Annotated in this window: 31 protein-coding genes; 2 read left to right on the forward strand and 29 right to left on the reverse strand. The window is 29.5% G+C overall.

The features are described from left to right. Positions 1-201: 201 nt before the first annotated feature. The 4 genes from HGAG_RS06835 to HGAG_RS06850 form a co-directional block, all read right to left on the reverse strand. A complete protein-coding gene (locus HGAG_RS06835; RefSeq protein ID WP_019118464.1) occupies positions 202-1683 on the reverse strand; it encodes a VapE domain-containing protein in 1482 nt (493 codons plus the stop codon). A 117-nt stretch (positions 1684-1800) separates the two neighbouring features. Continuing rightward, positions 1801-2163: a plasmid mobilization protein gene (locus tag HGAG_RS06840; RefSeq protein ID WP_019118465.1), complete on the reverse strand. Its 363-nt coding sequence runs from the start codon at positions 2161-2163 to the stop codon at positions 1801-1803. Continuing rightward, positions 2156-3280: a site-specific integrase gene (locus tag HGAG_RS06845; RefSeq protein WP_019118466.1), complete on the reverse strand. Its 1125-nt coding sequence runs from the start codon at positions 3278-3280 to the stop codon at positions 2156-2158. The genes HGAG_RS06840 and HGAG_RS06845 overlap by 8 nt, the downstream gene beginning before the upstream one ends. Position 3281: 1 nt before the next feature. Beyond that, entirely contained in the window at positions 3282-3476 is a 195-nt protein-coding gene (locus tag HGAG_RS06850) for a hypothetical protein (protein ID WP_004835545.1), read from the reverse strand. Positions 3477-3739: 263 nt separating this feature from the next. Here HGAG_RS06850 and HGAG_RS06855 point away from each other — a divergent pair, with 263 nt between their 5' ends. Continuing rightward, on the forward strand, positions 3740-4171 hold the full coding sequence (locus tag HGAG_RS06855) for a helix-turn-helix domain-containing protein (protein WP_019118467.1): 432 nt from the start codon (positions 3740-3742) through the stop codon (positions 4169-4171). A 179-nt stretch (positions 4172-4350) separates the two neighbouring features. Here the strand turns inward: HGAG_RS06855 and guaA are convergent, their stop codons facing one another. The 18 genes from guaA to HGAG_RS06940 all read right to left on the reverse strand — a co-directional run bounded on the left by guaA (position 4351) and on the right by HGAG_RS06940 (position 18839). After that, a complete protein-coding gene (gene guaA / locus HGAG_RS06860; RefSeq protein WP_280101271.1) occupies positions 4351-5910 on the reverse strand; it encodes a glutamine-hydrolyzing GMP synthase in 1560 nt (519 codons plus the stop codon). Next, the gene (locus HGAG_RS06865; RefSeq protein WP_019118469.1) at positions 5897-6412 is read right to left on the reverse strand and encodes a GNAT family N-acetyltransferase; all 516 of its coding nucleotides are present in this window, start codon (positions 6410-6412) and stop codon (positions 5897-5899) included. Before HGAG_RS06865 ends, guaA begins: the two co-directional genes overlap by 14 nt. 45 nt (positions 6413-6457) lie before the next feature. Beyond that, positions 6458-7270 carry a pyruvate, water dikinase regulatory protein gene (locus HGAG_RS06870; protein WP_019118470.1) on the reverse strand — a complete coding sequence of 271 codons (813 nt, stop codon included), beginning with the start codon at positions 7268-7270 and terminating at the stop codon, positions 6458-6460. A gap of 8 nt (positions 7271-7278) precedes the next feature. Then, on the reverse strand, positions 7279-9348 hold the full coding sequence (gene glyS / locus HGAG_RS06875; protein WP_019118471.1) for a glycine--tRNA ligase subunit beta: 2070 nt from the start codon (positions 9346-9348) through the stop codon (positions 7279-7281). Next, on the reverse strand, positions 9348-10223 hold the full coding sequence (gene glyQ, locus HGAG_RS06880) for a glycine--tRNA ligase subunit alpha (protein WP_019118472.1): 876 nt from the start codon (positions 10221-10223) through the stop codon (positions 9348-9350). Before glyQ ends, glyS begins: the two co-directional genes overlap by 1 nt. Before the next feature lie 11 nt (positions 10224-10234). After that, entirely contained in the window at positions 10235-10993 is a 759-nt protein-coding gene (gene recO / locus HGAG_RS06885) for a DNA repair protein RecO (protein ID WP_019118473.1), read from the reverse strand. Continuing rightward, positions 10980-11861, reverse strand: a complete 882-nt coding sequence (gene era, locus HGAG_RS06890; protein ID WP_019118474.1) for a GTPase Era — start codon at positions 11859-11861, stop codon at positions 10980-10982. The genes recO and era overlap by 14 nt, the downstream gene beginning before the upstream one ends. Further along, positions 11858-12262, reverse strand: coding sequence for a cytidine deaminase (cdd, locus tag HGAG_RS06895; protein ID WP_019118475.1), 405 nt, complete (start codon positions 12260-12262; stop codon positions 11858-11860). Before cdd ends, era begins: the two co-directional genes overlap by 4 nt. Next, positions 12259-13077, reverse strand: coding sequence for a diacylglycerol kinase (locus HGAG_RS06900; protein WP_019118476.1), 819 nt, complete (start codon positions 13075-13077; stop codon positions 12259-12261). Before HGAG_RS06900 ends, cdd begins: the two co-directional genes overlap by 4 nt. After that, positions 13074-13538: an rRNA maturation RNase YbeY gene (ybeY, locus tag HGAG_RS06905; RefSeq protein ID WP_019118477.1), complete on the reverse strand. Its 465-nt coding sequence runs from the start codon at positions 13536-13538 to the stop codon at positions 13074-13076. The genes HGAG_RS06900 and ybeY overlap by 4 nt, the downstream gene beginning before the upstream one ends. Next, on the reverse strand, positions 13519-14457 hold the full coding sequence (locus HGAG_RS06910) for a PhoH family protein (protein ID WP_019118478.1): 939 nt from the start codon (positions 14455-14457) through the stop codon (positions 13519-13521). Before HGAG_RS06910 ends, ybeY begins: the two co-directional genes overlap by 20 nt. Positions 14458-14556: 99 nt before the next feature. Next, positions 14557-14844 carry a hypothetical protein gene (locus tag HGAG_RS12125; protein WP_019118479.1) on the reverse strand — a complete coding sequence of 96 codons (288 nt, stop codon included), beginning with the start codon at positions 14842-14844 and terminating at the stop codon, positions 14557-14559. 8 nt (positions 14845-14852) lie between these two features. Further along, complete coding sequence (locus HGAG_RS12130; RefSeq protein ID WP_019118480.1) at positions 14853-15011, reverse strand: hypothetical protein; 159 nt, start codon at positions 15009-15011, stop codon at positions 14853-14855. Next, the gene (gene floA, locus HGAG_RS06925) at positions 15011-15952 is read right to left on the reverse strand and encodes a flotillin-like protein FloA (RefSeq protein WP_019118481.1); all 942 of its coding nucleotides are present in this window, start codon (positions 15950-15952) and stop codon (positions 15011-15013) included. The genes HGAG_RS12130 and floA overlap by 1 nt, the downstream gene beginning before the upstream one ends. Further along, positions 15952-16125, reverse strand: coding sequence for an NfeD family protein (locus HGAG_RS12520; protein WP_482746371.1), 174 nt, complete (start codon positions 16123-16125; stop codon positions 15952-15954). Before HGAG_RS12520 ends, floA begins: the two co-directional genes overlap by 1 nt. Then, complete coding sequence (locus tag HGAG_RS10795) at positions 16095-16574, reverse strand: NfeD family protein (protein WP_019118482.1); 480 nt, start codon at positions 16572-16574, stop codon at positions 16095-16097. The genes HGAG_RS12520 and HGAG_RS10795 overlap by 31 nt, the downstream gene beginning before the upstream one ends. Positions 16575-16695: 121 nt before the next feature. Then, on the reverse strand, positions 16696-17715 hold the full coding sequence (gene fni / locus HGAG_RS06935) for a type 2 isopentenyl-diphosphate Delta-isomerase (RefSeq protein WP_019118483.1): 1020 nt from the start codon (positions 17713-17715) through the stop codon (positions 16696-16698). Positions 17716-17726: 11 nt separating this feature from the next. After that, a complete protein-coding gene (locus tag HGAG_RS06940; RefSeq protein WP_019118484.1) occupies positions 17727-18839 on the reverse strand; it encodes an LCP family protein in 1113 nt (370 codons plus the stop codon). Positions 18840-19003: 164 nt separating this feature from the next. Between HGAG_RS06940 and HGAG_RS10800 the strand changes: the two genes are divergently transcribed. Further along, on the forward strand, positions 19004-19750 hold the full coding sequence (locus HGAG_RS10800; protein WP_019118485.1) for a Cof-type HAD-IIB family hydrolase: 747 nt from the start codon (positions 19004-19006) through the stop codon (positions 19748-19750). A 33-nt stretch (positions 19751-19783) separates the two neighbouring features. Here HGAG_RS10800 and HGAG_RS06950 read toward each other — a convergent pair whose 3' ends face one another. The 7 genes from HGAG_RS06950 to HGAG_RS06980 all read right to left on the reverse strand — a co-directional run bounded on the left by HGAG_RS06950 (position 19784) and on the right by HGAG_RS06980 (position 25345). Further along, positions 19784-19990, reverse strand: a complete 207-nt coding sequence (locus HGAG_RS06950; protein ID WP_019118486.1) for a hypothetical protein — start codon at positions 19988-19990, stop codon at positions 19784-19786. Continuing rightward, the gene (gene sufU / locus HGAG_RS06955; protein WP_019118487.1) at positions 19980-20414 is read right to left on the reverse strand and encodes a Fe-S cluster assembly sulfur transfer protein SufU; all 435 of its coding nucleotides are present in this window, start codon (positions 20412-20414) and stop codon (positions 19980-19982) included. Before sufU ends, HGAG_RS06950 begins: the two co-directional genes overlap by 11 nt. Beyond that, entirely contained in the window at positions 20414-21634 is a 1221-nt protein-coding gene (locus HGAG_RS06960) for an aminotransferase class V-fold PLP-dependent enzyme (protein WP_019118488.1), read from the reverse strand. Before HGAG_RS06960 ends, sufU begins: the two co-directional genes overlap by 1 nt. 1 nt (position 21635) lies before the next feature. Continuing rightward, a complete protein-coding gene (locus HGAG_RS06965) occupies positions 21636-22682 on the reverse strand; it encodes a SufD family Fe-S cluster assembly protein (RefSeq protein ID WP_019118489.1) in 1047 nt (348 codons plus the stop codon). Next, on the reverse strand, positions 22682-24058 hold the full coding sequence (gene sufB, locus HGAG_RS11500; RefSeq protein ID WP_026074066.1) for a Fe-S cluster assembly protein SufB: 1377 nt from the start codon (positions 24056-24058) through the stop codon (positions 22682-22684). Before sufB ends, HGAG_RS06965 begins: the two co-directional genes overlap by 1 nt. 39 nt (positions 24059-24097) lie before the next feature. Beyond that, a complete protein-coding gene (gene sufC, locus HGAG_RS11505; protein ID WP_019118491.1) occupies positions 24098-24829 on the reverse strand; it encodes a Fe-S cluster assembly ATPase SufC in 732 nt (243 codons plus the stop codon). Between the two features lie 249 nt (positions 24830-25078). Further along, complete coding sequence (locus tag HGAG_RS06980) at positions 25079-25345, reverse strand: HPr family phosphocarrier protein (RefSeq protein WP_004839291.1); 267 nt, start codon at positions 25343-25345, stop codon at positions 25079-25081. Between the last annotated feature and the right edge of the window lie 441 nt (positions 25346-25786).

The raw sequence follows: 25786 nt of genomic DNA on the forward strand, positions 1-25786 counted from the left end.
TATTAATAACAAGTCTTTAATTTATTTTCTAATAATTTTTCAAATAGACATTATTAAGTGTAACTGTAACTTATAAAATATAAACTTCCAAAATTAGGCGAGCTTGTTTTAAGAGTCTGTGTCAACCCTCTATTATCAAGCCATTAATTTATGTAATCCTAATTTAAGAAGATTTATAACGGTAGGTTACAGGTTACAAAGTTACATTTGCATCTTTACTTGATTTGCTGTATCTATTTCTAATTGATTTTCTTTTTTCCATTCTTCTGGCAATAAATTCTTGTCAACTTCTATAAAGTCAGTTTCATTTTCTTTTTTCTTTTCATAGTATAGTTTTACTGGAATTGAGACTCCACTTGGTGATATTCTCTTGGTCTTTGATGACCTAACTGGAATCCATTCTTGGAAATAATTATCCATAATCTCTGAGAAAGACTTTGATTTTATTTGGTAGCCTTGCATGGTTAGTTCTTTGAAACAAGTTATATTTGGATCTGCACTTTTCGGCTTATATTCTTCTAAGAAATATCTAATGTCTTCCACATCTGGGTTTAGATATTTGAATTTTTCTTGTTCCTTATACAAGTCTTTTAAGAGATTTTTTGGTATAGTCCATGCGTGAGTCTTGTTTTTAAAGATCTCATATCCCAAGGCTAGAGCCTGATTAAAATCTTCTCTTATGCTAGATATATATTCTTTGTCTGAGATTTTTTCTTTATTATTTTTATCTGGATATATAGTTCTTACTCTTTTATTTGGGTTGCATTCAACAGGTAAATATCTTCTTTCTCCAGTATGATCATTAAGGAAAGTTCTTTCATTTAATGTCCCTATGAAGATACAAGCTCTAGGCACATCTGTTGCATATTTTTCGTAGGGTATTCTTATCCTATCGCTTAGTTTTGATAAAAAAGATTTAGCTTCATTAGCCGATTTTGCATTTCTTAAAGCAACGAATTCTTCGATTTCAACGACAGTTTTACCCATAAGGTTCATGACGGCATCCTTGCCTTGAATGTTTTCTATTGTGCAAAACCAATCGTCTGTTATTGACAGGTATCTTGCAAAAGTCGATTTACCTATACCTTGTCCACCAACTAAAACAATCATCTCATCAAACTTAGATCCTGGATTAAAAATTCTTTTTATCATGCCCAATATCATATGTTCCATTATCCAATTATTAAGCTCTGTATCATCTGCTCCCAAATACATTGGTAATAGTTTTCTAATGGCATTTTTATCTCCATTCCATTTTAAATTTTGAAGATATTGCTTTGGCGGACTCACTTCATACTGATGAGCTACAAAACGAATAGCTTCCCACATTTTATTGGCGTTATAATTAATTCCAAAATGTTTTTCTATCTCTAATCCTAGTCTATTGTTTAAAGAATCATCCCAAAGTCGTATTTGATTTTCCTTTATATTTCTTTCTCCGATAATTTTCCCCTGGAATTTTATTTCATTAGTAAATTTATCAAAGAATATTTGTCCATCAATGATTTTTTGATTTTGGCAATATTGGGGATTTAAAATAGCAGTTACAATATTACCAGTAATTTGTCTAACCGTCCCCTTATCCGTAGTTTGTAAGTCTAAAAAGGCGTAAGTCTGATTTATTTCTGGGAATTTTAATTTAATATATGTCATAAGGCTCATTCCTTTTCTTTTTACAATCATCTAATCTCTTTTTTGTTTTATATTTGTTTTCCATTTTATCCTCCTGTCTGGTATAAATAAGACTCCTGTGGTAAAATGAAATTGTCTAGAGAACACTTCTCACAGGAGTGTATGCCTTTACTCTTTGTAGTAAGGGCTTTTTTCTTTTTTGATTTCTTCATATATTTCTAAAATATAGATTAAAATATCAGTTTCATCGTCATTAAGTTTGCCGAACTTTTTAATAACTTTTGCTAGTTGAAATATTTCCTTGGCTATATTATCAGAAAGTCTATAATCACTTACTAAATTAACTTCGTGATTTAATAGCATTTGTAGAAAATAGTCTTGCTTTTTAAGTCCACTTATTGAAATCTTTTTGTTTATTAGATCATATTCTTCCTCAGAGACTCTGAAATTTAAAATGCGATTTCTTTTTCTATTTTTCTCTTTATTTCTAGTTTTTTGTGAAATTTCATCTAATGAATGTCTTCTAAACATCTTTATCGTCCTCTTCTAATAAATCTTTCCAATCATTTGCCTTGTTATTTCTTACTTGCGTTAAAGACAAAGCCATTTCTTTTTGCTTGCTAGGGAAGAGATGAGCATATCTATAGGTGATGTCAATCGATTCATGTCCAACTCTATCGGCTATTGCAGTTGCAGAAAATCCAAGTTCAATCAGAAGTGAAACATGAGAATGCCTTAAATCATGTATTCTAATTCTTTTTACTTGAGATTTCTTAGATCCCCTATCCATTTCATGGTGGAGGTAACTCTTGGAGAAATTAAATATTAAGTCTTTTGGTTTTAACTTATAAAAACTATCTATATACTCTTTAATCTCTTCAGTTAGAAATTCAGGCATAACTATTGTCCTTATACTTTTTTTAGTTTTAGGAGCAGTTATTACATTTTTCCCATCAATCCTTTGTAAAGATTCATCAATTTTTAATGTATGCCTTTCAAAATCAAATTTCTCTTTTGTCAAGGCTAATAATTCTCCCATTCGAAGACCACACCAATACAAAAGTTCAAAAGCATAGAATGATTCAGGTTTATCTTTTATAGCTTCTATAAATCTTTCATATTCATCTTGAGTCCAAAATAGCATTTCATCAGCCTCTTTTTCACCCATGGAACCAACATCACGAGCAACATTAGTTTTTAAATTATAATATCTACAAGCATGATTTAAGATACTAGATAACTGGGCATGAATAGTTCTCAAATAGGTAGGAGAGTAGTTTCTCCCATTCTTATCCTTAATCTTCATAAGCTCATTTTGCCATTGAATTATGGTTACATTACTTATCTCATTAAGCATTAGATCACCTATATAGGGAAGTATTTTTTGATTTACAATTGCTTCTTTTGTCCTCCAAGTATTTTCTCTTATTCTTGGTTTTCTATCTCTCTTATAAAGTTCAAAAAACTCCCTAAAGCTCATCTCAATCGATTCAGAATGTTGATTTAAGAATTCTTGTTCCCATTTTAATGCTTCTTTTTTTGTTGAAAATCCACGTTTTTTCTTAGTTAATTTTTCTCCTTTCCAGTTGGTGTAATAAAACCTGCAATACCAAGTTTTATTTCCACTCTCATCTCTGTATGCTGGCACTTTAAACCTCCTTTGTATTTGTTGGTTTATAGCAATACTTTTCCATAAAGTATTCTCTATTTACCTTTCCTCTTTGTACACGATAGCCTAATTTAAGTAAGTCCTGATTCATATCGTTTATTATCTGATATGCTGTTGTCCTGCTTACGTCAAGAAATTCTTGTACATCTTTTGCATTCATAAAAATACCTTTCATAATGTCCTCCTTTTATAGTTTGTAAGGTTCTACATCCTCAAAAAAGGCGAGCATTAATTTATATGTCTTACAATTTCCGTTCAATGCCGAACGGTATGTATATATAATAACAGTTCATATTTGTTCTGTCAAGTTTTTTCTATTTATTTTTTTTCTAAAATATTCAGATACTTACAAATATTTACAACAGAACAGTTTTGTTGAGCTTTTGTTCGTTTTGTGATAAAATATTTATAGTTATCGTGAAATAAGGAGGAGTTAGTTTGATTTCTGGAGAAAAATTAAAAAAGTTAAGACTTATGAGAAACTTAACTCAAAAAGAACTTGCCATTAAGTCTGGTTTGACAGATGCTGCTATAAGAAATTACGAGCTTGGAAATAGATCCCCAAGTAAAGAACAATTACAAAAAATATCTGAAGCACTTGATTGTGATATATCAGCATTAATTAATCATGAACCTAATTCTATTTTTGAAATAATGCATATAATTTTTGATTATGAAAAAGACATGAAGTTTAGACCGTTGGCAGATGATGGAGAAATTACTGGACTTTTATCAAATGATGTAGACTTCAATAATTTTCTTATAGAATGGAATGAGATGAGAAAAAAGCATTACAACGATGAGATAACAGACGAGGAATTTGAAGATTGGAAGTTATCTTACCCTAAAAAATCAAGATTTTTAAAATAAAATATGTACGCAAAAAGACCGCAGTCTAAAAACTACGGTCTAATTTTTTGTCCAAATGCAAACCACTTGGAACTATTATTCAATTTATTCTTTTTTGATTTCAGTACCATTTGAGTACCAGTAGCCGTTTTTCATTCTCTATATAGCTTGTAATTAAGCTATTTTAGAAAATTTTGCTACTATTCCCATTCAATTGTTCCTGGTGGTTTTGAGGTTATGTCGTAGACTATTCTTCCTACTCCTTTTACTTCGTTTATCATTCTATTTGATAGGGTTTGTTGGAGTTCGTATGGCATATCGAAGGCTTCTACTGTCATTGCATCTTTGCTTGATACTGCTCTTACTACTACTACGTAGTCGTAAGATCTTTCGTCGCCTTTTACTCCTACTGTTCTTAGTGGGGTAAATACTGTGAAATATTGCCAAATTTCTCTGTCTAATCCTGCATTTTTTACTTCTTCTCTTAGGATTGCGTCGGTTTCTCTAACTATTTCTAATTTTTCTTCTGTTATATCTCCCAACACTCTTATTGCAAGTCCTGGTCCTGGGAATGGTTGTCTCCATACCATTTCTTCTGGAACGCCTATGCTTTCTCCAAGCGCTCTTACTTCGTCTTTGAAGAGTTCTCTTAGTGGTTCTACTACGCCTTCAAAAAGCATATCTTCTGGAAGTCCACCTACGTTGTGATGGGATTTTATTACTGAACCTTTTCCTTTTCCGCTTTCTATTACGTCTGGATAAATTGTTCCTTGTACTAAATATTTTGCATCGCCAAATTTTTTGGCTTCTCTTTCGAAAACTTCTATAAAGTGGTTTCCTATTATTTTTCTTTTTTCTTCTGGTTCTTCTACGCCTTTTAGTAAATCAAGAAATTCTTTTGAAGCATCAACCATTTTTACGTTTAGTCCAATTTTTTTGTATTGTTCCATAACGGATTTTGCTTCGTCTTTTCTTAATAAACCATGGTCTACAAATATGCATTGAAGATCATTTCCTATTGCTTTGTGTACAAGTGTCGCTGCTATTGTTGAATCTACTCCACCAGATAATCCACAAATCATTTTTTCTCCAGCATATTTTTCTTTTATATTTTCTATGGTTTCTTTGGCTAAATCTTTCATTATCCAAGTCTTTTTTGCTTTACAAATATTTAAAACGAAATTTTCTAATATTTGAAATCCGTATTCTGAATGGGCAACTTCTGGATGAAATTGTACGGCGTAGATATTTTTTTCTTCGTTTTCAAATCCTGCTATTGGACAGTTCAATGTCCAAGCAGTTTTTTTGAATCCATCTGCAATTTTTGTGACTTGATCTCTGTGATTCATCCAAATTATTGATTCTTGTGCTACATTTTCATATAATTTTGATCTTTGGTCAACAAATAAAGGAGTTTTTCCGTATTCTCCTTTTTCTGCTTCGCTTATTTCTCCATCAAAATGATAAGCTAAAGCTTGCATGCCATAGCAAATCCCAAGAACTGGCACGTTTAAATTTAAAATTTCTGGATTTAATTTTAGACTATCGTCACTGTGAATTGATTGTGGGCCGCCTGTCAAAATTATTCCGTCCAAATTTTCAAGATCAAGAGTTTTTAAATCCACATCACAATCATGAAGTGATGCATAGACTCCCATTTCTCTTATTCTTCTTACAATAAGTTGGTTATATTGGCCACCAAAGTCCAACACCATAATTTCGGATTTTTTTTTCCATCTATCCCTCCTATATTTCTCCAAATATTGCAAAATATTTCATATAATCAAGATTATCCATCTTGTAGTAGCTATACTTTATATCTTCATCATACTTTTTAAAGTGTAAATTTTCTATAATAGATTTAAAAGCTCCATTATTTTTTTCTGCTTTTAAATAAATTTCTTTTTTCTCGCCAAGGGTAAAGAAATAATCTATGACTACCTCAAGGGCTTCTCTTGCATATCCTCTGTTTCTTAGTGATTTATTTATAATTATAAAAAGTCCAACTCCATCATTTTTTTCGAAAGCTTTTATAACTCCTATTGAATCATTTGTTCCTTTTTTTACTATATGCCAAAAATTATAGTCTTCTTTTTCTTTATAAAATTTTGAGACTTTTTCGATTACTTCTTCTTTTGTTTCTAAATTTGTAAAATAGAAAAATTTTGAATCTTTTATAAATTCCAGATTTTTTTCTAAATCTTCCTTTTCAAATTTTCTAATAATAAGTCGTCTTGATAAAATAAGTTTTGTATTTTCCATAAGCCTCCTCCACATAAAAAATAAGCTGCAAAAGCAGCATATTTTTTAAGAAAAATTCTTTTTGTAATATTCTAGAACGTCCGTGGCTGTTTGTTCTATTGTCTTTAATGTTACATCAAAAACTTTACAATCCAAATCTTCAAAAACTCCCTTTGCGTATTTTAATTCTCTATTGATTCTTTCCTTATCAAAATATTCGCTTTTTGATTTTAAGCCAAGGCCTTTTGACCTATCTTCTCTAATTTTTGATAATTTATTAGGATCAATAGTAAGACCTATGATTCTTTTTGGATCAATTTCGAAAACTTCTTCTGGAAGTCTTATTTCTGGAACCAAAGGAAGATTAAAAACTTTATAATCTTTTGTTGCAAGAAGCATAGTCACAGGTGTTTTTGATGTTCTTGAAACTCCAAGTAGTAAAATATCTGCCTCTTTTATTCCTCTTGGATCTTTTCCATCGTCATATTTTACGGCAAATTCTATGGACTCTATCATTGAAAAATAATCATCAGATAATTTTCTTGTGAGTTTTTTCTCTCTTAGAGCTTTTTGCCCTGTAACTTCTTCAAAAAGTGAAAGAGCTGGCCCTAATATATCTATAACTTTTATATTTTCTTTTTTAGCTTTTTGTTTCAAATATTCTTCAAGTTTTTTCTCAGCTATAGTTTGGATTATTATTGAATCTTCAGGAATTTTTTCAACAATTTTGTTAATTTTATTTTCACTATCAATATTAAATTTTCTATTAACTTCAAAATTTACATTTGGAAAATGAGTTATTACTGATTTTACAAATGTTTCTGCTGTTGCTCCAGTGGAATCACTGATTATATAAACATTCAATACATCACAATCCATACTATCACCTATTTAACTAAATCTTTTATATTAAATATTCTAGAAATATTTGTTGCTAGTTTATTTAATAGTGCCAACCTATTATTTTTCAACTGTTCATCTTCAACCATTATCATTGTATTATCCAAATATTCATTACCAAGGTCCATAGTAGATGCAATTTCTTCTAGGGCTTTTGTATATAATTTTTGGCTTAAATATTTTTCGCAATCCAAATTTTCTATAAGGTCGTAGTATTGTTTTTCTAAACCTTGGTCAAGCATTTCTACATTAACTTCTGTATTTTCAAAATCCTTGGTAAAATTATTGATTCTTGTAAAATAATTTAGAATTTCTTCGCTATTTTCTTTTTCTACAAATTCTTCAACAGATTTTACTTTTTCTATAACTGATAAAATATTTGTTTCTCCAGTAGCAAGAACTGCATTTACAAAATCATATCGGAAGCCCTTGTCTATGAGCATATTTTTAAGTCTATCGATGAAAAATTCTACTATTTTTTCTAAAGTTTTATCATAATCAAAAGAAATTTCATTTTTCTCTGTATAAACAAAAAGGGCATCTTTGATTAAATCCTTCAAATCAACATCAATTTTATTATCTGCAATTATATTTATAACTCCAATTGCTGATCTTCTAAGTCCAAAAGGATCTTGGCTTCCTGTTACATAATTTTCTATTATATAAAGTCCAGCTATTGTATCAATTTTATCAGCGATTGATAAAACAATTCCTGCAACTGATTTTGGTAGTGAATCTTCTGAGCTTCTAGGCTTATAGGCTTCTTCAATTGCATTTGCAACTTGGCTGTTTTCTCCTGAATTTATTGCATAAATTCTTCCCATTGTTCCTTGAAGTTCTGTAAATTCTATAACCATTTTTGTTACAAGATCTGCCTTTGAAAGATAGGCTGCTCTTAATAAATTATCTGAAACATCTTCTCCAAGCTTAAATTCATCAAGATAATTTTTTGAAAGCGAAATAAGTCTTTCAGTTTTTTGATAAACTGAACCAAGTCCTTCAAAAAATGTCAATCTATTAAGCTCTTCCACATAATCCTCTAATTTTTTATTATTATCTATATCATAGAAAAATTTTGCATCTTCAAGCCTTGCAGTAAGAACTTTTTTGTTTCCATTAATTACATTTTCTTTTGCAAAATCATCCCCATTTCTTACAAGCAAGAAATATGGCATTAATTTTTCATTATCATCTACAATTGGAAAATATCTTTGATGATCTTTCATTGGAGTTACAATTACTTCTTTTGGTAATTTTAAATATTCTTGATCAAGCTCTCCCATCAAAACTGTAGGATATTCGACAATATTTATAACTTCTTCAAGTAAGTCTTCGTCTTTTAAAAATTTTCCACCAATTTCTTTGGCATAGCGATTAAGACCTCTTAAAATTATTTCTCTTCTTTCTTTGTAAGAAAGAATTACATAATTTTCTCTAAGTAACTCTACATAATTTTCAATTTTTTCTACAAGAATTTCACTTTTTCCTAAAACCCTGTGGCCTTTTGTTGTATTTGATACTTTAATTCCTTCAGCATCAAATTCCAAAATTTCATTATCTAATAAGGATAGAAAATATCTGATTGGTCTTGCAAATCTAATTGATCTTCCTCCCCACCTCATAGATCTTGGGAAATTTAATGATTTCACTAAATCATACATATTTTTTTGTAAAACTTCTTTTATTGAAGGACTTTCTTCTTTTTTTTCTACATAAATATATTCTTCGCCCTTAAAATCTTTGATAATTACATCAGAAACTTCTGCTTTTTGTCCTCTCAAAAATCCCAAAAGTGCTTTTGATGGATTACCTTCTTGGTCGTAGGCAATTTTTTTAGAAGGTCCCTTTACACTAATAAGTTCGTTTGATTTATTTTCTTCAAGTCCATCAAGTAAAATTGCAAATCTTCTTGGAGTGGATTCTACTTTTATTTCTTCTACGCTTAATTTATTTTCTTCAATTAATTTTTTGAATTTTTCTTCAAGCTGTTCTTTTGTCGAATTTATATAAGCTGAAGGAAATTCTTCAACTCCTATTTCTAATAAATATTTGCTCATTACTTATCCTTTCTTAAAAGTGGATATCCTAGTTCTTCTCTTTTTTCAATATAAGATTTTGCAACCTTACTAGAAATATCTCTTACTCTTTTAATATAGTGACTTCTTTCTGATGCAGAAATTGCACCCATTGCATCCAAAGTATTAAAAGTGTGGGATGATTTTAATACGTTATCATAAGCTGGATACACAAGACCTTTGTCAATTAATCTGTTTGCTTCTGATTCATAAATTTCAAATAATTTTTCCAAAACTTCGCTATCAGCATCTTCAAATGAATATTTTGAATTTTCATATTCTGGCAATTGGAAAACATCTGAATATTTTAAATCTTTTGACCACTTAATATCAAAAACATTATCTACATTTTGTAAATACATACAAACTCTTTCAAGGCCCATGGTTATTTCTCCACTTTCAAGCTCGCAGTTTATTCCGCCTACTTGTTGAAAATAAGTAAATTGAGTTATTTCCATTCCATCAAGCCAAACTTCCCAGCCAAGTCCCCAAGCTCCAAGAGTTGGTGATTGCCAATTGTCTTCTACAAATCTTATGTCGTGTTCTTTTGGATTAATTCCAATTACCTCAAGACTTTTTAAATATAAATCTTGAATATTTTCTGGAGTTGGTTTAAGTAAAACTTGTAGTTGATGATGTTGGTATAATCTATTTGGATTTTCTCCATACCTACCATCAGCTGGTCTTCTTGATGGTTCTACATAAACAACTTTCCAAGGTTCTTTTCCCAAAGATCTCAAAAAAGTATGAGGATTCATTGTTCCTGCACCTTTTTCCAAATCATAAGGAAGCATAATTGATGCACCTTGTTCTTCCCAATATTTTATTAATTTTAGCATTAAATCTTCAAAATACATTTTTTCTCCTATTATTTGACTAATTTCATTACCCAATCAAGTGAGCTAAATTTTCTAATTTCCAAACATCTCAATACATAGCTTACTATCAAATTTATAATTTTTTCCTTTTCAATATTTAAATTAATCTTTGAAACCTCATCAGTTGGAGTATAGATTAATTTTAAAATATACAAATATTCTTCTCTTGTAAGATATACTATATCCTTTTTTATTTTCTTGCAAGATGAACAAACTATGCCCCCATCTTTTATAGAAAAATAAGCATCACTAGGATTAATTTTTGATCCGCACAAGGAACATTCTTTTAAATTTGGTTTAAAACCTGAAAAAGATATGTACTTTAATAAAAAGCAAAGAAAAATATTTAAATAATTTTCACTTGCTTTTTCAAAACTGTCAAAAGTCTTGTCCAACAAATTGTAAACTAAGTCTTTTTGGTCATAATCAATTGTTTTTAATAGCAAATCACAAATTGCCGATTTGTATATTATTATATCAAAATTTTTATTTGATTTCGAATAAGATTTTAATAATGACGCATCTCTTATTCCAAAAAATTTTTCTCCAGACTTATAAAGATTGTATGAGGCTTTTACAAATCTTTGAGTTGAAGAAAGATTTGAATTTTTTTTATTTAAAACTCCCTTAGCAATTATGGAAATTTTTCCCATATCTTTTGAAAAAATTTCTATGATTTTGCTTGACTCTTTGTAGGAAAATTCTCTTAAAACAAATCCTTCTACATTTGAATTATCACTTGTAACCAAACCTATCCACCAATTTTTGTTTTTTACGCCAATCTTTTTCGACCTTAACCCACAATTTCAAATTAATTTTGCTATCCATAAAAACTTCAATTTCGCATCTTGCTTCCATGCCGATTTTTTTAATTTTACTACCGTTTTTTCCTATTACTATTTCCTTGTGACTTGGTCTTTCCAAAATAAGACTTGCGTATATGTCATATAAATTTTTGTCTTCTCTTTTTTTAAATTGGTCAATTCTTACAAAAATTCCGTGAGGGATTTCGTTTGATAAATTTTTCAAAGCTTTTTCCCTGATAATTTCTGACACAATAAATCTTTCGTTTTTGTCAGTTATCATATCTGATGGATAATAAAGAGGCCCTTCTGGCAATATTTCTTTTACTGTTTCTATATATTTTCCAATATTTTCATCGTTTAAAGCTGAAATTGGAATTATATAATCAAAAGAATTTAAGCCTATGTAAGTTCTTTTAATTTGTTCAATTTCTCCTTCTTCTAAAAGATCACATTTATTTATAAGAAGAATTTTTGGGGCATTTACTTTTTCTAAAATTTCCAAAATCATCTTATCAAGTCTTCCAATTGTTAGAGAATTGTCAACAATAAATGTCACTATATCAGAATCTTTTAGGCTATCTTCTGAAACTTCTAGCAAATGTTCTTGAAGTTTATTTCTTGGCGTTTGGATACCTGGTGTGTCCAAGAAAATTATTTGTGAATTTTCGTCATTATATATTATTTTTATTTCATCTCTAGTAGTTTGGGGTTTATTTGAAATTATTGAGATTTTTTCTCCCAATATTTTTTCCATCAAAGTAGATTTTCCTACATTTGCCCTTCCTACTACCGATACAAAACCTGATTTCATTTTTCCTCCAAATCTTTTTTTGAAAAGTTATATGGAAGAATATCATCAAGTCCATATATCTTATAATCATTGGTTGAATTTGCTATTACAATTTTTGAATCAGAATCTAAAAACTCTGCCATAAATTGCCTGCAAACTCCGCAAGGATAAGTCATATTACTATCCCCTGTAATAATTATTGTATCAATTTCTTTATCGCCTGCGCTTATTGCCCCTGCAAGTGCAGATCTTTCCGCACAAATTGTCACTGAATAAGCTGCATTTTCTATATTTACTCCCTTGTAAATATTTCCTTTTTTTGTCAATACAACACTTGATACCCTAAATTTTGAATAAGGCGAATAAGAATTTTTTTTATTTTCTATAGCAATTTGTATTAATTCTTTTAAATCTTTTTTCATGAAAATACTCCAAATATTAATAAAGCTGTCGCCGTTCCCAAAATCGCTCCTCTTATAATTTCTGGAAGAGAATGGATATTTGCCTCAAAACGACTTTCTGCAACTATAATTGCAAGACCATAAAATACAAAAATCAAAAATCCTTCATCAATTCTCATTGAGCCAATTGTAGCAAGGCAAAAGGCAATTGATGTGTGTCCTGAAACAAATCCACCATGAAAAGCTGTTCCATGGCCCTTGTAAAAAATTCCTTTAAAAAATATGGTAGAAATTATTACAATTGATACAGTTATAAGGGCAAGATGGGATGGTCTTCTTGAAATTCTTAGTACAACTGATGATGAAAAATTTGCAACCTTATCAAAAAATACCAAATAAGCAATAAAAAGTGTGTTCATAGCTGACACAAAAGTGGCTGCCGCAGATAAGTCTTTACTTGCTTTTGCCTCTTTTGATTTTTTTCCTCCACCGCCAAGATTTACAGCTTGTTCCAAAGAAGTATTTAAAAGCTCACAAGAAATTACAAAGGCAATTGAAAAAACCAAAAACATCATCTCTACTCTTGAAACATTTAAGAACAAAGAAATAAATAAAACAAGAATAGAAGTTAGGACATGAAATTTCATATTTTTTTCATTGTTTATTGCAAAAACCAAGCCCTCAAATGCATAATCAAATCCTTTTACAAATTTTTCCCCAGGACTTTTTGCTTTTGGAATATATTTTTCATCCTCATCTTCTTTTTTCTTTTCTTCTTTTAATTCTTTTTTTACTTGGTCTTTTATTTCTTCAATTAATTGTTTTTCATCTTTCATTTGAATACTCCAAGATTTTTCATAACTTCTTTTTCCTTAGCTCTCATAATTTTTTTATCATCATCTTCTATATGGTCATAGCCTAATAGATGAAAAATTGAATGGCAAGTTAAATACATTATTTCCCTTTCAAAAGAATGTCCCAAATCATCTGCTTGCTTTCTTGCAACATCAAGACAAATTACAACATCCCCAAGCATAAGATAGGGCTTTTTCAATATATTTTCCCTATCTTCATTAAAAAAATCTTCAATTGGAAATGATAAAACGTCAGTAGCCCTATCAATTGACCTAAAATCTCTATTTAATTGTCTTATTTTTTCCTCATCAACAAAAGAAAGAGATATTTCACATTTTTTCTCATCAATATCTTCAAGCTTTAAAACTTCTCTAATAACTTTTTCAAGATATTTTTCAATGTTTACTTCTTCTTTTGTTTCATTATTTATTATTAAATTCATTTTTTTCTTTTTCCTTATCTGCCTTATCATAAGCTTCAATTATTCTTTGAACTAAAGGATGTCTTACTACATCAATTGCAGTAAATTCCATAAATTCTATTCCTCTAACATTTCTAAGAATTCTTGATGCGGATTTCAAACCAGAATTTTTTCCACGAGGAAGGTCGATTTGAGTTATATCTCCAGTTATAATAGCTTTTGACCCATAGCCAAGTCTTGTCAAAAACATCTTCATTTGCTCAAAAGTTGTATTTTGCGCTTCATCCAAAATTACAAAAGAATTATCAAGAGTTCTTCCTCTCATATAAGCAAGAGGAGCAACTTCGATTACGCCCTTTTCAACTAAATTTTGATAAGTTTCAAAACCAAAAATTTCAAAAAGTGCATCATAAAGAGGTCTTAAATATGGATCAACCTTATCTTGCAAATCTCCCGGCAAAAATCCCAAACTCTCTCCCGCTTCAACGGCAGGTCTTGTAAGAATAATTCTATTTACCTCATTATTTTTAAAAGCTCTTATCGCCATTGCAACAGCCAAATAAGTTTTTCCAGTTCCTGCAGGTCCAATTCCAAAAACCACATCATTATTTTCAATCATATTAACGTAAGATTTTTGACCTAAAGTTTTTGGCTTAATTGGTTTGCCATTTGCTGTTGTAACAATAACTTTATCAAGAGAAGATTTTATAACTTCCTTGTTTTCACGAACAAGCATATCAGAAAAATATTTTAATTTTTGATAGTCAATATTTCCTTCTTTTTTTATTACTTGAATAATTTCTTCAATAAGTTTTTTTACAAGATTTAAATTAACCTCTTCTCCATTTAAACTTATATTTCCATTTTCAGTTTTAATTTTTACATCAAATCTGTTTTCAATATATTTTCTATTTTTATCAAAATTACCGAATAAACCCATAATTATTTCGGTATTATTTATTTCTATAATATCCTTAATTTTAATCACTCCTTTAGTTTATTATACCATCTTAGTTGCAAAAGAAAAAAGATGAGAAACTCATCTTTTTGCTTTTGGCTTTCCTATTATTTCTGAATAGATAATCGCCTTTTTTAATTCATTTTTTTCTAATTTTATTTTTTCATTTTCTTTCCAATAATCTTCGATTTGATTTTTTGAAATTTGTTCGGTTTTTTTGTATGATTTTTTTGCACTTACTTTTTTTTCATTGTAAGCTTGTTGATTTTTTCTTTCAAATCTTTGGTAATCATTTGTGTATGTTTTTTTGTTATTGGATTTATTTTTTGTATCTTTTGCAAGTGATGACATAGCTTGTCCAAATGTCATCTTCTTTTTTAATTTTTTTGTTTTTTTAGATTATTATTTTCTTTTTTCTCTATATTTTTTAACCAAGTATCAAAATCTGGTGTATCTTTTCCTTCTTCTTTATTATTTTCTTTATCAAGAAGATAAATAAATTTATAAAACTTGGTTTTTAAATTATCTTTTGCCATTAAATTTCATCTCTGCTATCAGTTTCTGATATTTTATTTCTCATTTGAGTGTCGGCGTTTATATTTTTCATATTATAATAATCTAAAACTCCAAGATTTCCGCTTTCTAGTGCTCTTGCAATTGCTAGTGGAACTTTTGATTGGGCTTCTACTACTTTCGCTCTGTTTTCTTGTTCAAGCGCTATAGCTTGGACACGTCTTTCTTCGGCTTTCGCTTGGGCTATATTTTTATCTGCTTCTGCTTGATCTCTTTGTAATTCTGCTCCAACATTACGTCCTATATCTACATCTGCAATATCTATTGAAAGAATTTCAAATGCTGTACCGCTATCAAGTCCTTTCATTAGAACTGTTTGTGAAATATTATCTGGATTTTCTAAAACTTCTGCGTGCGTATCTGATGAACCAACCGTTGTTACAATTCCTTCGCCTACTCTTGCTATAATTGTTTCTTCGCCAGCTCCTCCTACAAGTCTTTCGATATTTGCTCTTACAGTAACTTTTGCAATAACTTTGACTTCAATTCCGTTTTTTGCAACGGCTGCTATGGTTGGTGTATTTATTACTTTTGGATTTACAGAAACTTGGACTGCTTCAAAAACATTTCTTCCTGCAAGATTCATTGCTGCTGCTTGTTGAAAATTCAAATCAATATTTGCTCTTTCTGCTGCAATCAAGGCATCTACAACTTGGTTTACATCTCCTCCTGATAGAAAATGACTTTCCAAATCAGAACTTGAAATTTGAATTCCTGCTTGATGAGATTTAATCAAAGCATAAACTATATGACTTGGATTAATTCTTCTAAATCTCATTGCAACAAGTGAGCCCATTGAAACTGGCACTCCAGATGATCTTGCTGTAATCCACAAACCAATTGGCACAAGTGTCAAAAATACTATTAAAAAAATTACTACTAAAGCTGGTATTATTATCGGCATTATATATCCTCCTTAACATAAATATGTCCATCTTTTATTTCTACAACTTCTATTCCTACATCTTTTTTGATGAAATCTCCATAAGTTTTTCCATCATAAATTTTTCCATCAATTGTAATTCTTCCTGTAGGTCTTAAAATACTTATCGTTTTTCCTTTTTTCCTAAAAGATATGTATAATCTTTTTTGGAATTATATCCTCTTTCCTTAGTTTGAGTATTAACTAGAACAGCCTTGTCAAATAAATTTGCAGAAAATCCTAATCTTACAAAAATTGTTACACTCAAAAAAATTGATGCCGCAGTAATTAGTAAAATCAAAATTCCAAATAGGGAATTATCAAAACTATCAATTAGCGAATATGTCGTTAAAATAATACCCGAAATTCCCATAATACCAAAACCAGGTACAAATAGCTCAATAGCAAGTAACAAAATGCCCGATATAAAAGCTATTATTGTCATCATATCTGCTTCGCCCCTGTCAAGATTTGACTTGTAAAAATATATAAATAAAGCTATTGCTATAAGAGTAAATAAAATTTTTTTATCAGTAAAAATTATAGCAACTATACATATAAATGCAAGCGTAAATGACAGAGCCAATAAAATATCCCCTAACATACTTCTCCTTTCTATAATAAATATTACATTATTTTTATACCCAAATTAAAAATAAAAAAGGAGAAATAATTTTCTCCTTTATACTAATTTATTAAATTTTTTATTATTAAATTTTTTAAAATTAATTTTCATCTACTAATTCTTTTAATCTTCCTGTTAATTTATATGGAACTTTTTTTAATTCTTCTATATTTTTTACTCCAACTAGAGCCATAAATATTTTTATTTTTGTGTTTAATTCTTTTAGATATTTGATTGCATAATCGTAATCGCCTCTTAGTAGAAATGACAAAACTTCTCCAGAAATTGCACACATATCTGCACCAATTATTAGAGATTTGCAAACATCACTCGAATTTCTTATTCCACCGCTTGCTATTAAGAAAAAATCATCAGACAAACTTCTTACATCAAGAATTGATTTTGCTGTAGGTATTCCCCATGAATAAAATTCTGAATAATCTTTGTCAAATATTCTCATATCTTCGATTTCTATAAAATTTGTGCCACCTTTTCCAGCAACGTCAATATATTTTACACCAATATCTAAAAGTTTTTGACCTACTTCTTTGCTCATTCCAAAGCCAACTTCTTTTACAATCAAAGGCACTGAAATATTTTTGCTAATATTTTCTAAATTTTCAAAATTTTTAGAAAAATCTCTTTCTCCTTCATCCATTACTAGCTCTTGGGCAATATTTAAGTGAGCTTGCATAGCAGATGCTCCTATTAAATCTTTTGCAAATTCAAAATTTTCGATTTTATTTTCCCAACCGAGATTTCCAATTTTTATTACATTTTTATCTTTTAATAGGGAAAAAGACTCTCTTGAATCTTTATCTTTTATGGCTATTGATTCGCTTCCCACAGCCATTGGTATATTTAATTCTCTACAAATATTTGATAAATCTTCGTTTATATCTTCACTTATTTCAGTTCCACCTGTCATTGCATTTACCATCACAGGCATAGAAATTTTATTTCCCATAAATTCTATTGATGTATCAATTTCATCAAAATTTACATTGCTTAGGGCATTGTGTTCCACATAAACGTTGTTTAATAATGTTTTTGACTTAAATTCACTTCTAAGATAATTTTCAATATGTTCGTCTTTTCTTTCTCTTCTTTTCTCGTCCATTTTTCCACCTGTTAATTATCTTCATTAAGGTTATTCACATCTTCATCGAAATAATTTTCATCTTCTGTATTTTCTTCTTCTTGGTTCAAGTCTTCATAATCCTCATCCAAATATTCTTCGTCTTCTTCATTACTATTTGAATTTTGATAATCTTCATTTGAATTTTCATTATCGTTAGTGTAAGTATAGTTTTGATATTCCCAATAAGAACTATCTTCTTTTTTCCATGATTTTAATTTATATTTTGAAAATACCTTATCAACTATCTTCCAAGTTTCTTCGTAATTAGGAATATAATAGCTTACTCCATCAATATATTGTGGATTTCCTGGAACAGTATAAGTTTTACATTTTTCTGAAGAAAAATTAGACATTTTGCTAGCAAAATCAATCATAGTTCCCAAAGGCAAATTTGTTTTTACATCTTTAAAATATGATTCAACCAAGGAAGTCATATTTATTGTTTTTGATTTTTTTACCAATTCATTTATGATTCCCTTCATAAATTCTTGTTGAGCATTAACCCTACCAAGGTCAGCATTTTGATAAATTTTTCTAGCTCTCAAATAAGTTAATACATCTTGCCCGTTCATTTTATTAATTCCCGGTCTTATATGTGTATTTCCTTCATCAAGTCTTACTCCTTCAGGAACTTTGTAATTTACTCCTCCAATTTCATCAACTATATTTACAACAGCCTCAAAATTTATTTCTGCATAATAGTCAATATCAAGGCCCAAAAAATCTCTTAAAGTTTTTAACGTAAGTTCAATTCCACCATAAGCATGAGCATGATTTACTTTTGTAAATTCATCCCTAACCTTTACTCTAGAATCTCTAGGAATTGATAAAATATCAACTTTTCCCGTTTCAGAATTTATTTTACAAAGCATAATTGTATCTGTCCTTGTAGGCTCAGGATTTTCTTTATTTTGACTTGCATCAACTCCAACCAAAAGCACAAGAATTTCGTTATCAACCTTTTTTCCCTTATTATTTTCAGCAGCCTCAGCCCCATAATTATCTATATTTTTTTTATCCTGTAATTTATTTAAATAGGCATTTGAAGAAAAAAATACAAATAATGCCACCATAATCGTTGTTAAAAATCTTTTAAATCTCATAATATCTCCTTCTCATCTTGTAATTATAGCATAAAAAAAGACTTAATAAAAATAAGAAATTTCAAAAAAATATGATATAATCAAATTATGATTAAGCTAATAACAATTGATATAGACGGAACCTTGCTTACAAATACAAGACGTCTTCCAAAAAAAATAAAGAAATGATATTAAAAGCAAAAAAATTAGGAGCACATATAGCTCTAGTAAGTGGCAGACCATTTTCTGGAATTCTTCCTTATGTCAAAGAACTCGACCTAGAACACGAAGGTCATTTTTCAATTTCTCAAAATGGATCCTATATTTTTGACAACTACACTAAGGAAGTAATTACAGGAGTTTTTCAAAAACCAAAAGATTTAATTAATCTTGATAAGGCTTTAAAAAATTTTAAAGTTCAAGTTTCAGCCATGGATGATGATAGTTTTTATACAAGACATAAAAATCCAAATATTTTGACAAGATTTGATTCTTTTATTACAAAATTAAAATTACAAAAAATTTCCTACGATGATTTTGATGAAGATAAAAATTTTGGTAGATTTTTGGTTATGGGCTGGCCTTGGAATATAGAAAAAGTTATGGATAATATGCCAAGTTTTGTAAACGAAAATTATTACTACGCAAAAACTGCTCCAGTTTTAATTGAAGTTATGAACAAAAACGCAAACAAGGGAAATGCCATAAAATTAATGAGTGAAAAACTTGGTTTCAAAATCGATGAAATTATGGCAATAGGAAATGAAATGAACGATATTCCCATGCTAGATATGGCAGGATTTTCCGTTGCAATGGAAAACGCCAACGATTATCTAAAACCCCACGCAGACTATATAACTTTATCAAATAATAAGGCAGGAGTTGGAGAAGCTATAGAAAAATTAATAGAAAATAATTTTGAAAAATTTTAAAAATTTAAATAAAAAAGCATTCCTAGATTTTTTCTAAGAATGCTTTTTGTTTTCTTTAAATTTTTTGTATTTTACATAGGCGTTTGCGCCCATTAATATGCTTGCTAATAAAATTATCCACCAATATTTTTTTTCACTTATATATTGAATTACGGTAAGAATTATTAAAAGCACAAAAGTTATTGCACTTGTTATAAATTCCAAAATCCTATAATCTTTGAAAAAATTATTATTTGACATCTTTATCTATCACTTCGTCTAAAGTTTTCCAAGATAAAAGTGCGCATTTTACTCTTTGTGGCATATTTGAAATATTTTGGAAAGCTGCAGCATCTCCAATTTTTTCCAAATCTTCATCGCTTATATCTTCTCTTTTTATCATTCCGATATAAATTTTTGCCATCTCTTTTGCTTCATCAATTGTTTTTCCTACAATTTCATCACACATTACAGAAGTTGCAGCTTGGCTTATTGCACAACCGTGTCCTGTAAAAGCCGCCTCTGTTATTACATTTCCATCATGTTTTAATTCCAAAACAATTTCATCTCCACATGAAGGATTGTGACCTGGCTCTTTTATATCTGGATTTTCTAAATTTCTTTTATTTTTTTGATTTCTAGAATTTTCAAGAATTACTTGAGTATAAACATCATTTAAGTCCATTAAAATCCCATCACCTTTCTTACATTTTTAAGCTCTTTTGCAAAATATTCTACTTCTTCTCTAGTATTATATATGGCAAATGACGCTCTGCAAGTTGAAGATACATCAAGGTAGGTGTGAAGTGGCATTGCACAATGATGGCCGCTTCTTACAGCAATTCCTTTCATATCCAAAATTGTTGCAACATCGTGTGGATGAATATCATCAAAAGTAAAAGCTACAACTGATCCTGTATTTCTTTTTTCTGGGAAAAATACTTTTATATTATCAATATCTTTAATCAAATCATAGGCATATCTTGCAAGTTTATTTTCATGTTCATAAATATTTTCCACACCAATTTCATTCATAAAATCAATAGCAGCAGAAAGACCTACAACTCCACCTACATCTTGAGTTCCTGCTTCAAATCTTTGGGCAGGTTTTGCAAAAGTTGATTCTTGCTCATAAACATATTCAATCATATCGCCACCAAGATTGTATGGTTTTAATTTTTCAAGCAAATCATATTTTCCATACAAAATTCCAATTCCCATTGGTCCATACATTTTGTGGGCAGAAAAAGCAAGAAAATCACAATCAAAATCTTTTACATCAATTTTTTTGTGAGGAGCAAGTTGGCAAGCATCTACTATTGAAATTGCTCCAACTTCATGAGCAAGTTTTGTAATTAATTTTTGATCTGTCATCTCTCCAGTCACATTTGATGAGGCCGTGATTGAAACAATTTTTGTTTTTTCTGTAATTTTTTCTTTCAATTCGTCATAATTTAAAGAATAATCATCATTTAAATAAACATATTTTAAAATTGCCCCGGTTTCTTTGCAAACTCTTTGCCAAGGAACTAAATTTGCGTGGTGTTCTAAAATTGAAATTACAATTTCATCGCCTTTTTTCAAATTTTCACAAGCGTAAGAAAATGCTAGAAGATTTAAAGATTCTGTTGCATTTCTTGTATAAATTATTTCTTCGGATTTTTCTGCATTTATAAAATCTTTTATCTTTTCTCTTGTATTTTCAAAAGCTTCTGTGGCTTTCCATGATAAAAAGTGAGCACCTCTGTGAGGATTTGCATTTGAATATTTGTAATAGTAAGCTTGGGCATTCATAACTGAGATTGGATTTTGGCTAGTTGCCGCAGAATCTAGATAAATAACTTTTTTTCCAGTATTTTTTTCATCCAAAAATGGAAATTCTTTTCTTATTTTTTCTATATCCATCTTAATCCCTCGTATTCATTGCGTGAACTTTGTATCTTACTTTTTCTCTCAATTCTTCATGGTCGATTTTATCAATTGTTGGTGCGAAATTTGCTTCAAGCATCAAACTTTCAGCTTTTCTTTTGGAAAAACCTCTGCTCATTATATAAAATAACATTGCCTTATCAAATCTTCCAACGCTTGCAGCGTGTTCTCCTGCTACATCTTTTTCTTCATTTAACAAAACTGGCGCAGACCTATTAATAGCATCTGGACTTAGCATTACTGCATAATCTCCAATTTTTCCATCAGCATGTTCGCACCCTCTTTTAAGATCAACTACACCCTTCCATCTTTTTTCAGCTTTTCCTTTAAGGGCACCATTAAACATACAATTTGATTTTGTTACTTTTGCCTTGTGATCGTTGAAAGCTCCGATGTCTAGAAAATCTTCGTTTTGTTTGAAATAAACTCCATTTTCTTCAAGATTTGATTCTTCTCCATCAAGGAAATTTTTAATATTTACATAAGACTTGTCTGCACCAAGTTCAATATAAGAAATATCAAAATTTGCCCTATCGCCAATAATTGATGAAATTTGTTGTAAATTAAGAGAATTTTCTAATAAATCTACTACAACAACCAATTTTACAAAAGAATCTTCTTCAAGATTTACCCTTATCAAAGAATTCAGGTAAGAAGATTCGCCTTTTGTTTGAGAAAAATTAACTAAAAATGAGGATTTTGATCCTTTTTTTGCATTTATATCAATTTTATTAACCAATTGCTTTGAATTTTCGTCAAGATTTAAATTTATAAATTCTAAATCTTTTTCTCCATCAACATCTCTATAAATATCTAAATTATTAAATTCTTTATTTTCTTTTAAGAAATCCTTTGAAAGTCCATAATTTTTTTTACTAAAAATTTCATCTAAAGATTTATTTTCTTTATTTGAGCTTTCAAAATTTTTATAAGCTTTATTTTCATTTAAACTTGGAGCTTTTTCGCTATAATTTAACTTGGTGTATGACCAAGTAGGCTCTCTCATTACATTTACTTTTTCCATCAGCCATTTGCTCCTTCCAATTCCATATCAATCAAATTATTCATCTCAACTGCATATTCCAAAGGCAATTCTTTTGCAACTGGCTCTGCAAATCCTCTTACAATCATAGATTTTGCTTCATTTTCAGGAATTCCCCTGCTCATCAAATAAAATATTTGTTTTTGATCAAGAGAGCCAATTTTTGCCTCGTGACCGCAATCAACTTCATCATTTCTAATATCAAGAGTTGGAATTGTATCTGATTTTGACTCACGTGATAACATCAAGTTTTCACAATCAACAGTTGACTTTGATCCCTTAGCATTTTTACCAATTTTAACATAAGATCTTGTCATGGATTTTCCATTTCCTTGAGTAATAGATTTTGTAAGAGCAGTTGAGTAAGTGTTTGGTGCGTTATGAATCATTGAACATCCATTGTCAATATATTGACCGTTTGATGCATAAGTTATTCCTGTATATTCTGCTCTTGCTCCTTCGCCATTTAAAATTGTGGTTGGATAAAGCATTGAAACTTTTGAACCAAAAGATCCAGAAATCCATTCAACTTGACCGTTTTCTTCAACGATTGCTCTTTTTGTATTGAGGTTGTACATATTTCTTGACCAGTTTTCTATTGTAGAAAATCTTACTTCAGCATCTTTGTGAACAAATATTTCTACGCTTCCTGCGTGAAGATTTACAACATTATATCTTGGTGCAGAACATCCTTCTATAAAATGAACTTTTGCTCCTTCTTCTGCAATAATCATTGTATGTTCAAATTGTCCAGCTCCTGGAGCATTCAATCTATAATAAGATTGAAGAGGAATATCTACATTTACTTCCTTTGGTACATAAATTAAAGAACCACCAGACCAAACTGCTCCGTGAAGGGCTGCATATTTGTGAAGTGTTGGTGGAATTGCTCTTTGAAAATATTTGTGAACAATTTCTTCATGTTCTCTCAAAGCTGTATCAAAATCTGTAAAAATTACTCCTTGATCTGACAAATGTTTTTGAATTGAATGGTAAACTTCCTCACTGTCATATTGAGCTCCAACTCCTGCAAGAGATTCTTGTTCAGCTTGAGGAATTCCTAGCCTATCAAAAGTATCTTTTATTTCTTCTGGAAGAGCATCCCAATTGCTTTTCTTGTCAGTTTTTGGCTTAACGTAAGTTGTTATATCTGCCATATTTAATTCAGAAAGATCTGGTCCCCATGATGGATTTTCTGTTTTTTCAAAAATCAAAAGAGATTGAAGTCTTCTTTTTAGCATCCATTCTGGTTCATTTTTCTTTTTTGATAATTCTTCAACTATTTTTTTATTCAAACCCTTGTCAGAAATATCTGAGTATTCAAATTTGTCAATGACATCATAAATACCCCTATCAATATCCTTAAAGGATGATTCATCAAATTTTTTTCTGTCATATTAAACCCACTCATATCCTTCTTTTTCAATTTTTTCCATTAGGCTTGCATCAGATGTTTCTTTGATTACTCCATCTTTTAAAACGTGTACATAATCTACATCAATATTTTCTAATAATTCATTGTGGTGAGTTACAACTATTACAGCATTATCTTCGTTTAAATAATTTTTTATTCCTTCACTTACAATTCTTACCGCATCAACGTCAAGTCCTGAATCAGTTTCGTCAAGCATAGCAAGTTTTGGATTTAAAATTTTTAATTGCAAAATTTCAGATTTTTTTCTTTCTCCACCAGAAAATCCTACATTTACATATCTGTTTGCATATTCTTCAGATAATTTTAAATCATCCATTTCTTTTTTCAATTCCTTATTGAATCCTAAAATTGAAGGTTTTTTTCCTGTTACTTCTTCTTTTGCTTGCTTTAGAAAATCTCTAAGCTTTACACCATTAATCGCATCAGGAGATTGGAAAGACATAAAAATTCCTGCCTTTGCTCTTTTATCAGTAGTAAGATCTGTTATATCTTCTCCTTCAAAAAATATTTTTCCTTCAGTTACATCATAAACTGGATTTGCCATTACAGCGTTCATTAATGTAGATTTTCCTGAACCATTTGATCCCATTATTACATGAACTTCTCCAGCATTAACTTTTAAATTTATTCCTTTTAATATTTCAGTATCTCCAACTGAAACATGTAAATTTTCAACTTTTAATAATTCTTTCATTTCTTACCTCTTTTTTCCTAACTTTTGAGAAAATAAATTTATATACATTTAAAGTATACTGCTTTAGTACGGATTGTCAAAACTTGAAATCTTAACATTTTTATATGAAATTTTAAAAAATAATTTGTAAATTTTTTTAATATTACAAAATTATTAATTTTAAAAATTTTCGCAAAGAAAAAACACTTTTTCTATCAAAAGTGTTCTCTAAATAAGTATTAATTTTTATTTTTAAGTAAATTTAAGTTGCTAATAATTAGATAATTTATTTTCTACCAAATCAACTAAACTTTTTACAGCTTCTTCTTCGTCATCGCCTTGAGCCTTTATTATAATTTCTTCGCCTTTTCCGGCACTCATAGACAAAACTGACATAATTGATTTTGCATTATAAATTCTTCCATCTTTTTCTACATTTATATCGCACGCATGCTTGACAGCTTCTCTAATAAATATAGAAGCAGGTCTTGCGTGTAAACCGATTTCATTTACAAGCGTAACTTTTTCCTCGTACATATTACCTCCATTAATTGTTGATAAATAAAATTCTATAACTATTATTTTTTTAACTATAATCCTTAAATCTTAAATATATTATACACGTTTTCCTATCATAATACAATACTTGCATTTTTGAAAATAATAGTTAAAAAAATATTAAATTTTTAGAAAATGATTTCCTTTTCTGTAAATATTATAGCACGAAAAATTTTTTTAACAAGGATTTTAAATATCTTACTTAGCAAAATAAAAAAGAGGTGCAAACCTCTCTGACTGTTGACAAAATATAAACTTTTCCCATTCGACCAGATAAACAATCGTTTATTTCGATTGTTTATCCCTATTAATCTTATGCAACTAGTGGAGAAATCTCATGAGATCTCTCCACTCCTTCCAGTCGGTCGAGATGGCGTGTAGAGTAATTTTATTTTTAAATTAATAATGAATTACTAAACT

The organism is Anaerococcus obesiensis ph10, from assembly GCF_000311745.1.
GTDB lineage: Bacteria > Bacillota > Clostridia > Tissierellales > Peptoniphilaceae > Anaerococcus > Anaerococcus vaginalis.

What these genes read in the sequence shown, in the direction of transcription:
- sufC (WP_019118491.1), bottom strand. Translation starts at nt 24,829, where the DNA reads ATGAAAGAATTATTAAAAGTTGAAAATTTACATGTTTCAGTTGGAGAT.
- HGAG_RS10795 (WP_019118482.1), bottom strand. Translation starts at nt 16,574, where the DNA reads ATGTTAGGGGATATTTTATTGGCTCTGTCATTTACGCTTGCATTTATA.
- HGAG_RS12130 (WP_019118480.1), bottom strand. Translation starts at nt 15,011, where the DNA reads ATGGCAAAAGATAATTTAAAAACCAAGTTTTATAAATTTATTTATCTT.
- HGAG_RS06960 (WP_019118488.1), bottom strand. Translation starts at nt 21,634, where the DNA reads ATGGATATAGAAAAAATAAGAAAAGAATTTCCATTTTTGGATGAAAAA.
- HGAG_RS12125 (WP_019118479.1), bottom strand. Translation starts at nt 14,844, where the DNA reads ATGACATTTGGACAAGCTATGTCATCACTTGCAAAAGATACAAAAAAT.
- floA (WP_019118481.1), bottom strand. Translation starts at nt 15,952, where the DNA reads ATGCCGATAATAATACCAGCTTTAGTAGTAATTTTTTTAATAGTATTT.
- HGAG_RS06900 (WP_019118476.1), bottom strand. Translation starts at nt 13,077, where the DNA reads ATGAAAGATGAAAAACAATTAATTGAAGAAATAAAAGACCAAGTAAAA.
- HGAG_RS06910 (WP_019118478.1), bottom strand. Translation starts at nt 14,457, where the DNA reads ATGGGTTTATTCGGTAATTTTGATAAAAATAGAAAATATATTGAAAAC.
- HGAG_RS06965 (WP_019118489.1), bottom strand. Translation starts at nt 22,682, where the DNA reads ATGGAAAAAGTAAATGTAATGAGAGAGCCTACTTGGTCATACACCAAG.
- HGAG_RS06870 (WP_019118470.1), bottom strand. Translation starts at nt 7,270, where the DNA reads ATGGATTGTGATGTATTGAATGTTTATATAATCAGTGATTCCACTGGA.
- HGAG_RS06850 (WP_004835545.1), bottom strand. Translation starts at nt 3,476, where the DNA reads ATGAAAGGTATTTTTATGAATGCAAAAGATGTACAAGAATTTCTTGAC.
- HGAG_RS06835 (WP_019118464.1), bottom strand. Translation starts at nt 1,683, where the DNA reads ATGATTGTAAAAAGAAAAGGAATGAGCCTTATGACATATATTAAATTA.
- ybeY (WP_019118477.1), bottom strand. Translation starts at nt 13,538, where the DNA reads ATGAATTTAATAATAAATAATGAAACAAAAGAAGAAGTAAACATTGAA.
- HGAG_RS06950 (WP_019118486.1), bottom strand. Translation starts at nt 19,990, where the DNA reads ATGTCAAATAATAATTTTTTCAAAGATTATAGGATTTTGGAATTTATA.
- HGAG_RS06865 (WP_019118469.1), bottom strand. Translation starts at nt 6,412, where the DNA reads ATGGAAAATACAAAACTTATTTTATCAAGACGACTTATTATTAGAAAA.
- HGAG_RS10800 (WP_019118485.1), top strand. Translation starts at nt 19,004, where the DNA reads ATGATATTAAAAGCAAAAAAATTAGGAGCACATATAGCTCTAGTAAGT.
- glyQ (WP_019118472.1), bottom strand. Translation starts at nt 10,223, where the DNA reads ATGTATTTTGAAGATTTAATGCTAAAATTAATAAAATATTGGGAAGAA.
- cdd (WP_019118475.1), bottom strand. Translation starts at nt 12,262, where the DNA reads ATGAAAAAAGATTTAAAAGAATTAATACAAATTGCTATAGAAAATAAA.
- HGAG_RS06940 (WP_019118484.1), bottom strand. Translation starts at nt 18,839, where the DNA reads ATGAGATTTAAAAGATTTTTAACAACGATTATGGTGGCATTATTTGTA.
- HGAG_RS06840 (WP_019118465.1), bottom strand. Translation starts at nt 2,163, where the DNA reads ATGTTTAGAAGACATTCATTAGATGAAATTTCACAAAAAACTAGAAAT.
- HGAG_RS06980 (WP_004839291.1), bottom strand. Translation starts at nt 25,345, where the DNA reads ATGTACGAGGAAAAAGTTACGCTTGTAAATGAAATCGGTTTACACGCA.
- era (WP_019118474.1), bottom strand. Translation starts at nt 11,861, where the DNA reads ATGAAATCAGGTTTTGTATCGGTAGTAGGAAGGGCAAATGTAGGAAAA.
- fni (WP_019118483.1), bottom strand. Translation starts at nt 17,715, where the DNA reads ATGGACGAGAAAAGAAGAGAAAGAAAAGACGAACATATTGAAAATTAT.
- glyS (WP_019118471.1), bottom strand. Translation starts at nt 9,348, where the DNA reads ATGAGCAAATATTTATTAGAAATAGGAGTTGAAGAATTTCCTTCAGCT.
- sufU (WP_019118487.1), bottom strand. Translation starts at nt 20,414, where the DNA reads ATGGACTTAAATGATGTTTATACTCAAGTAATTCTTGAAAATTCTAGA.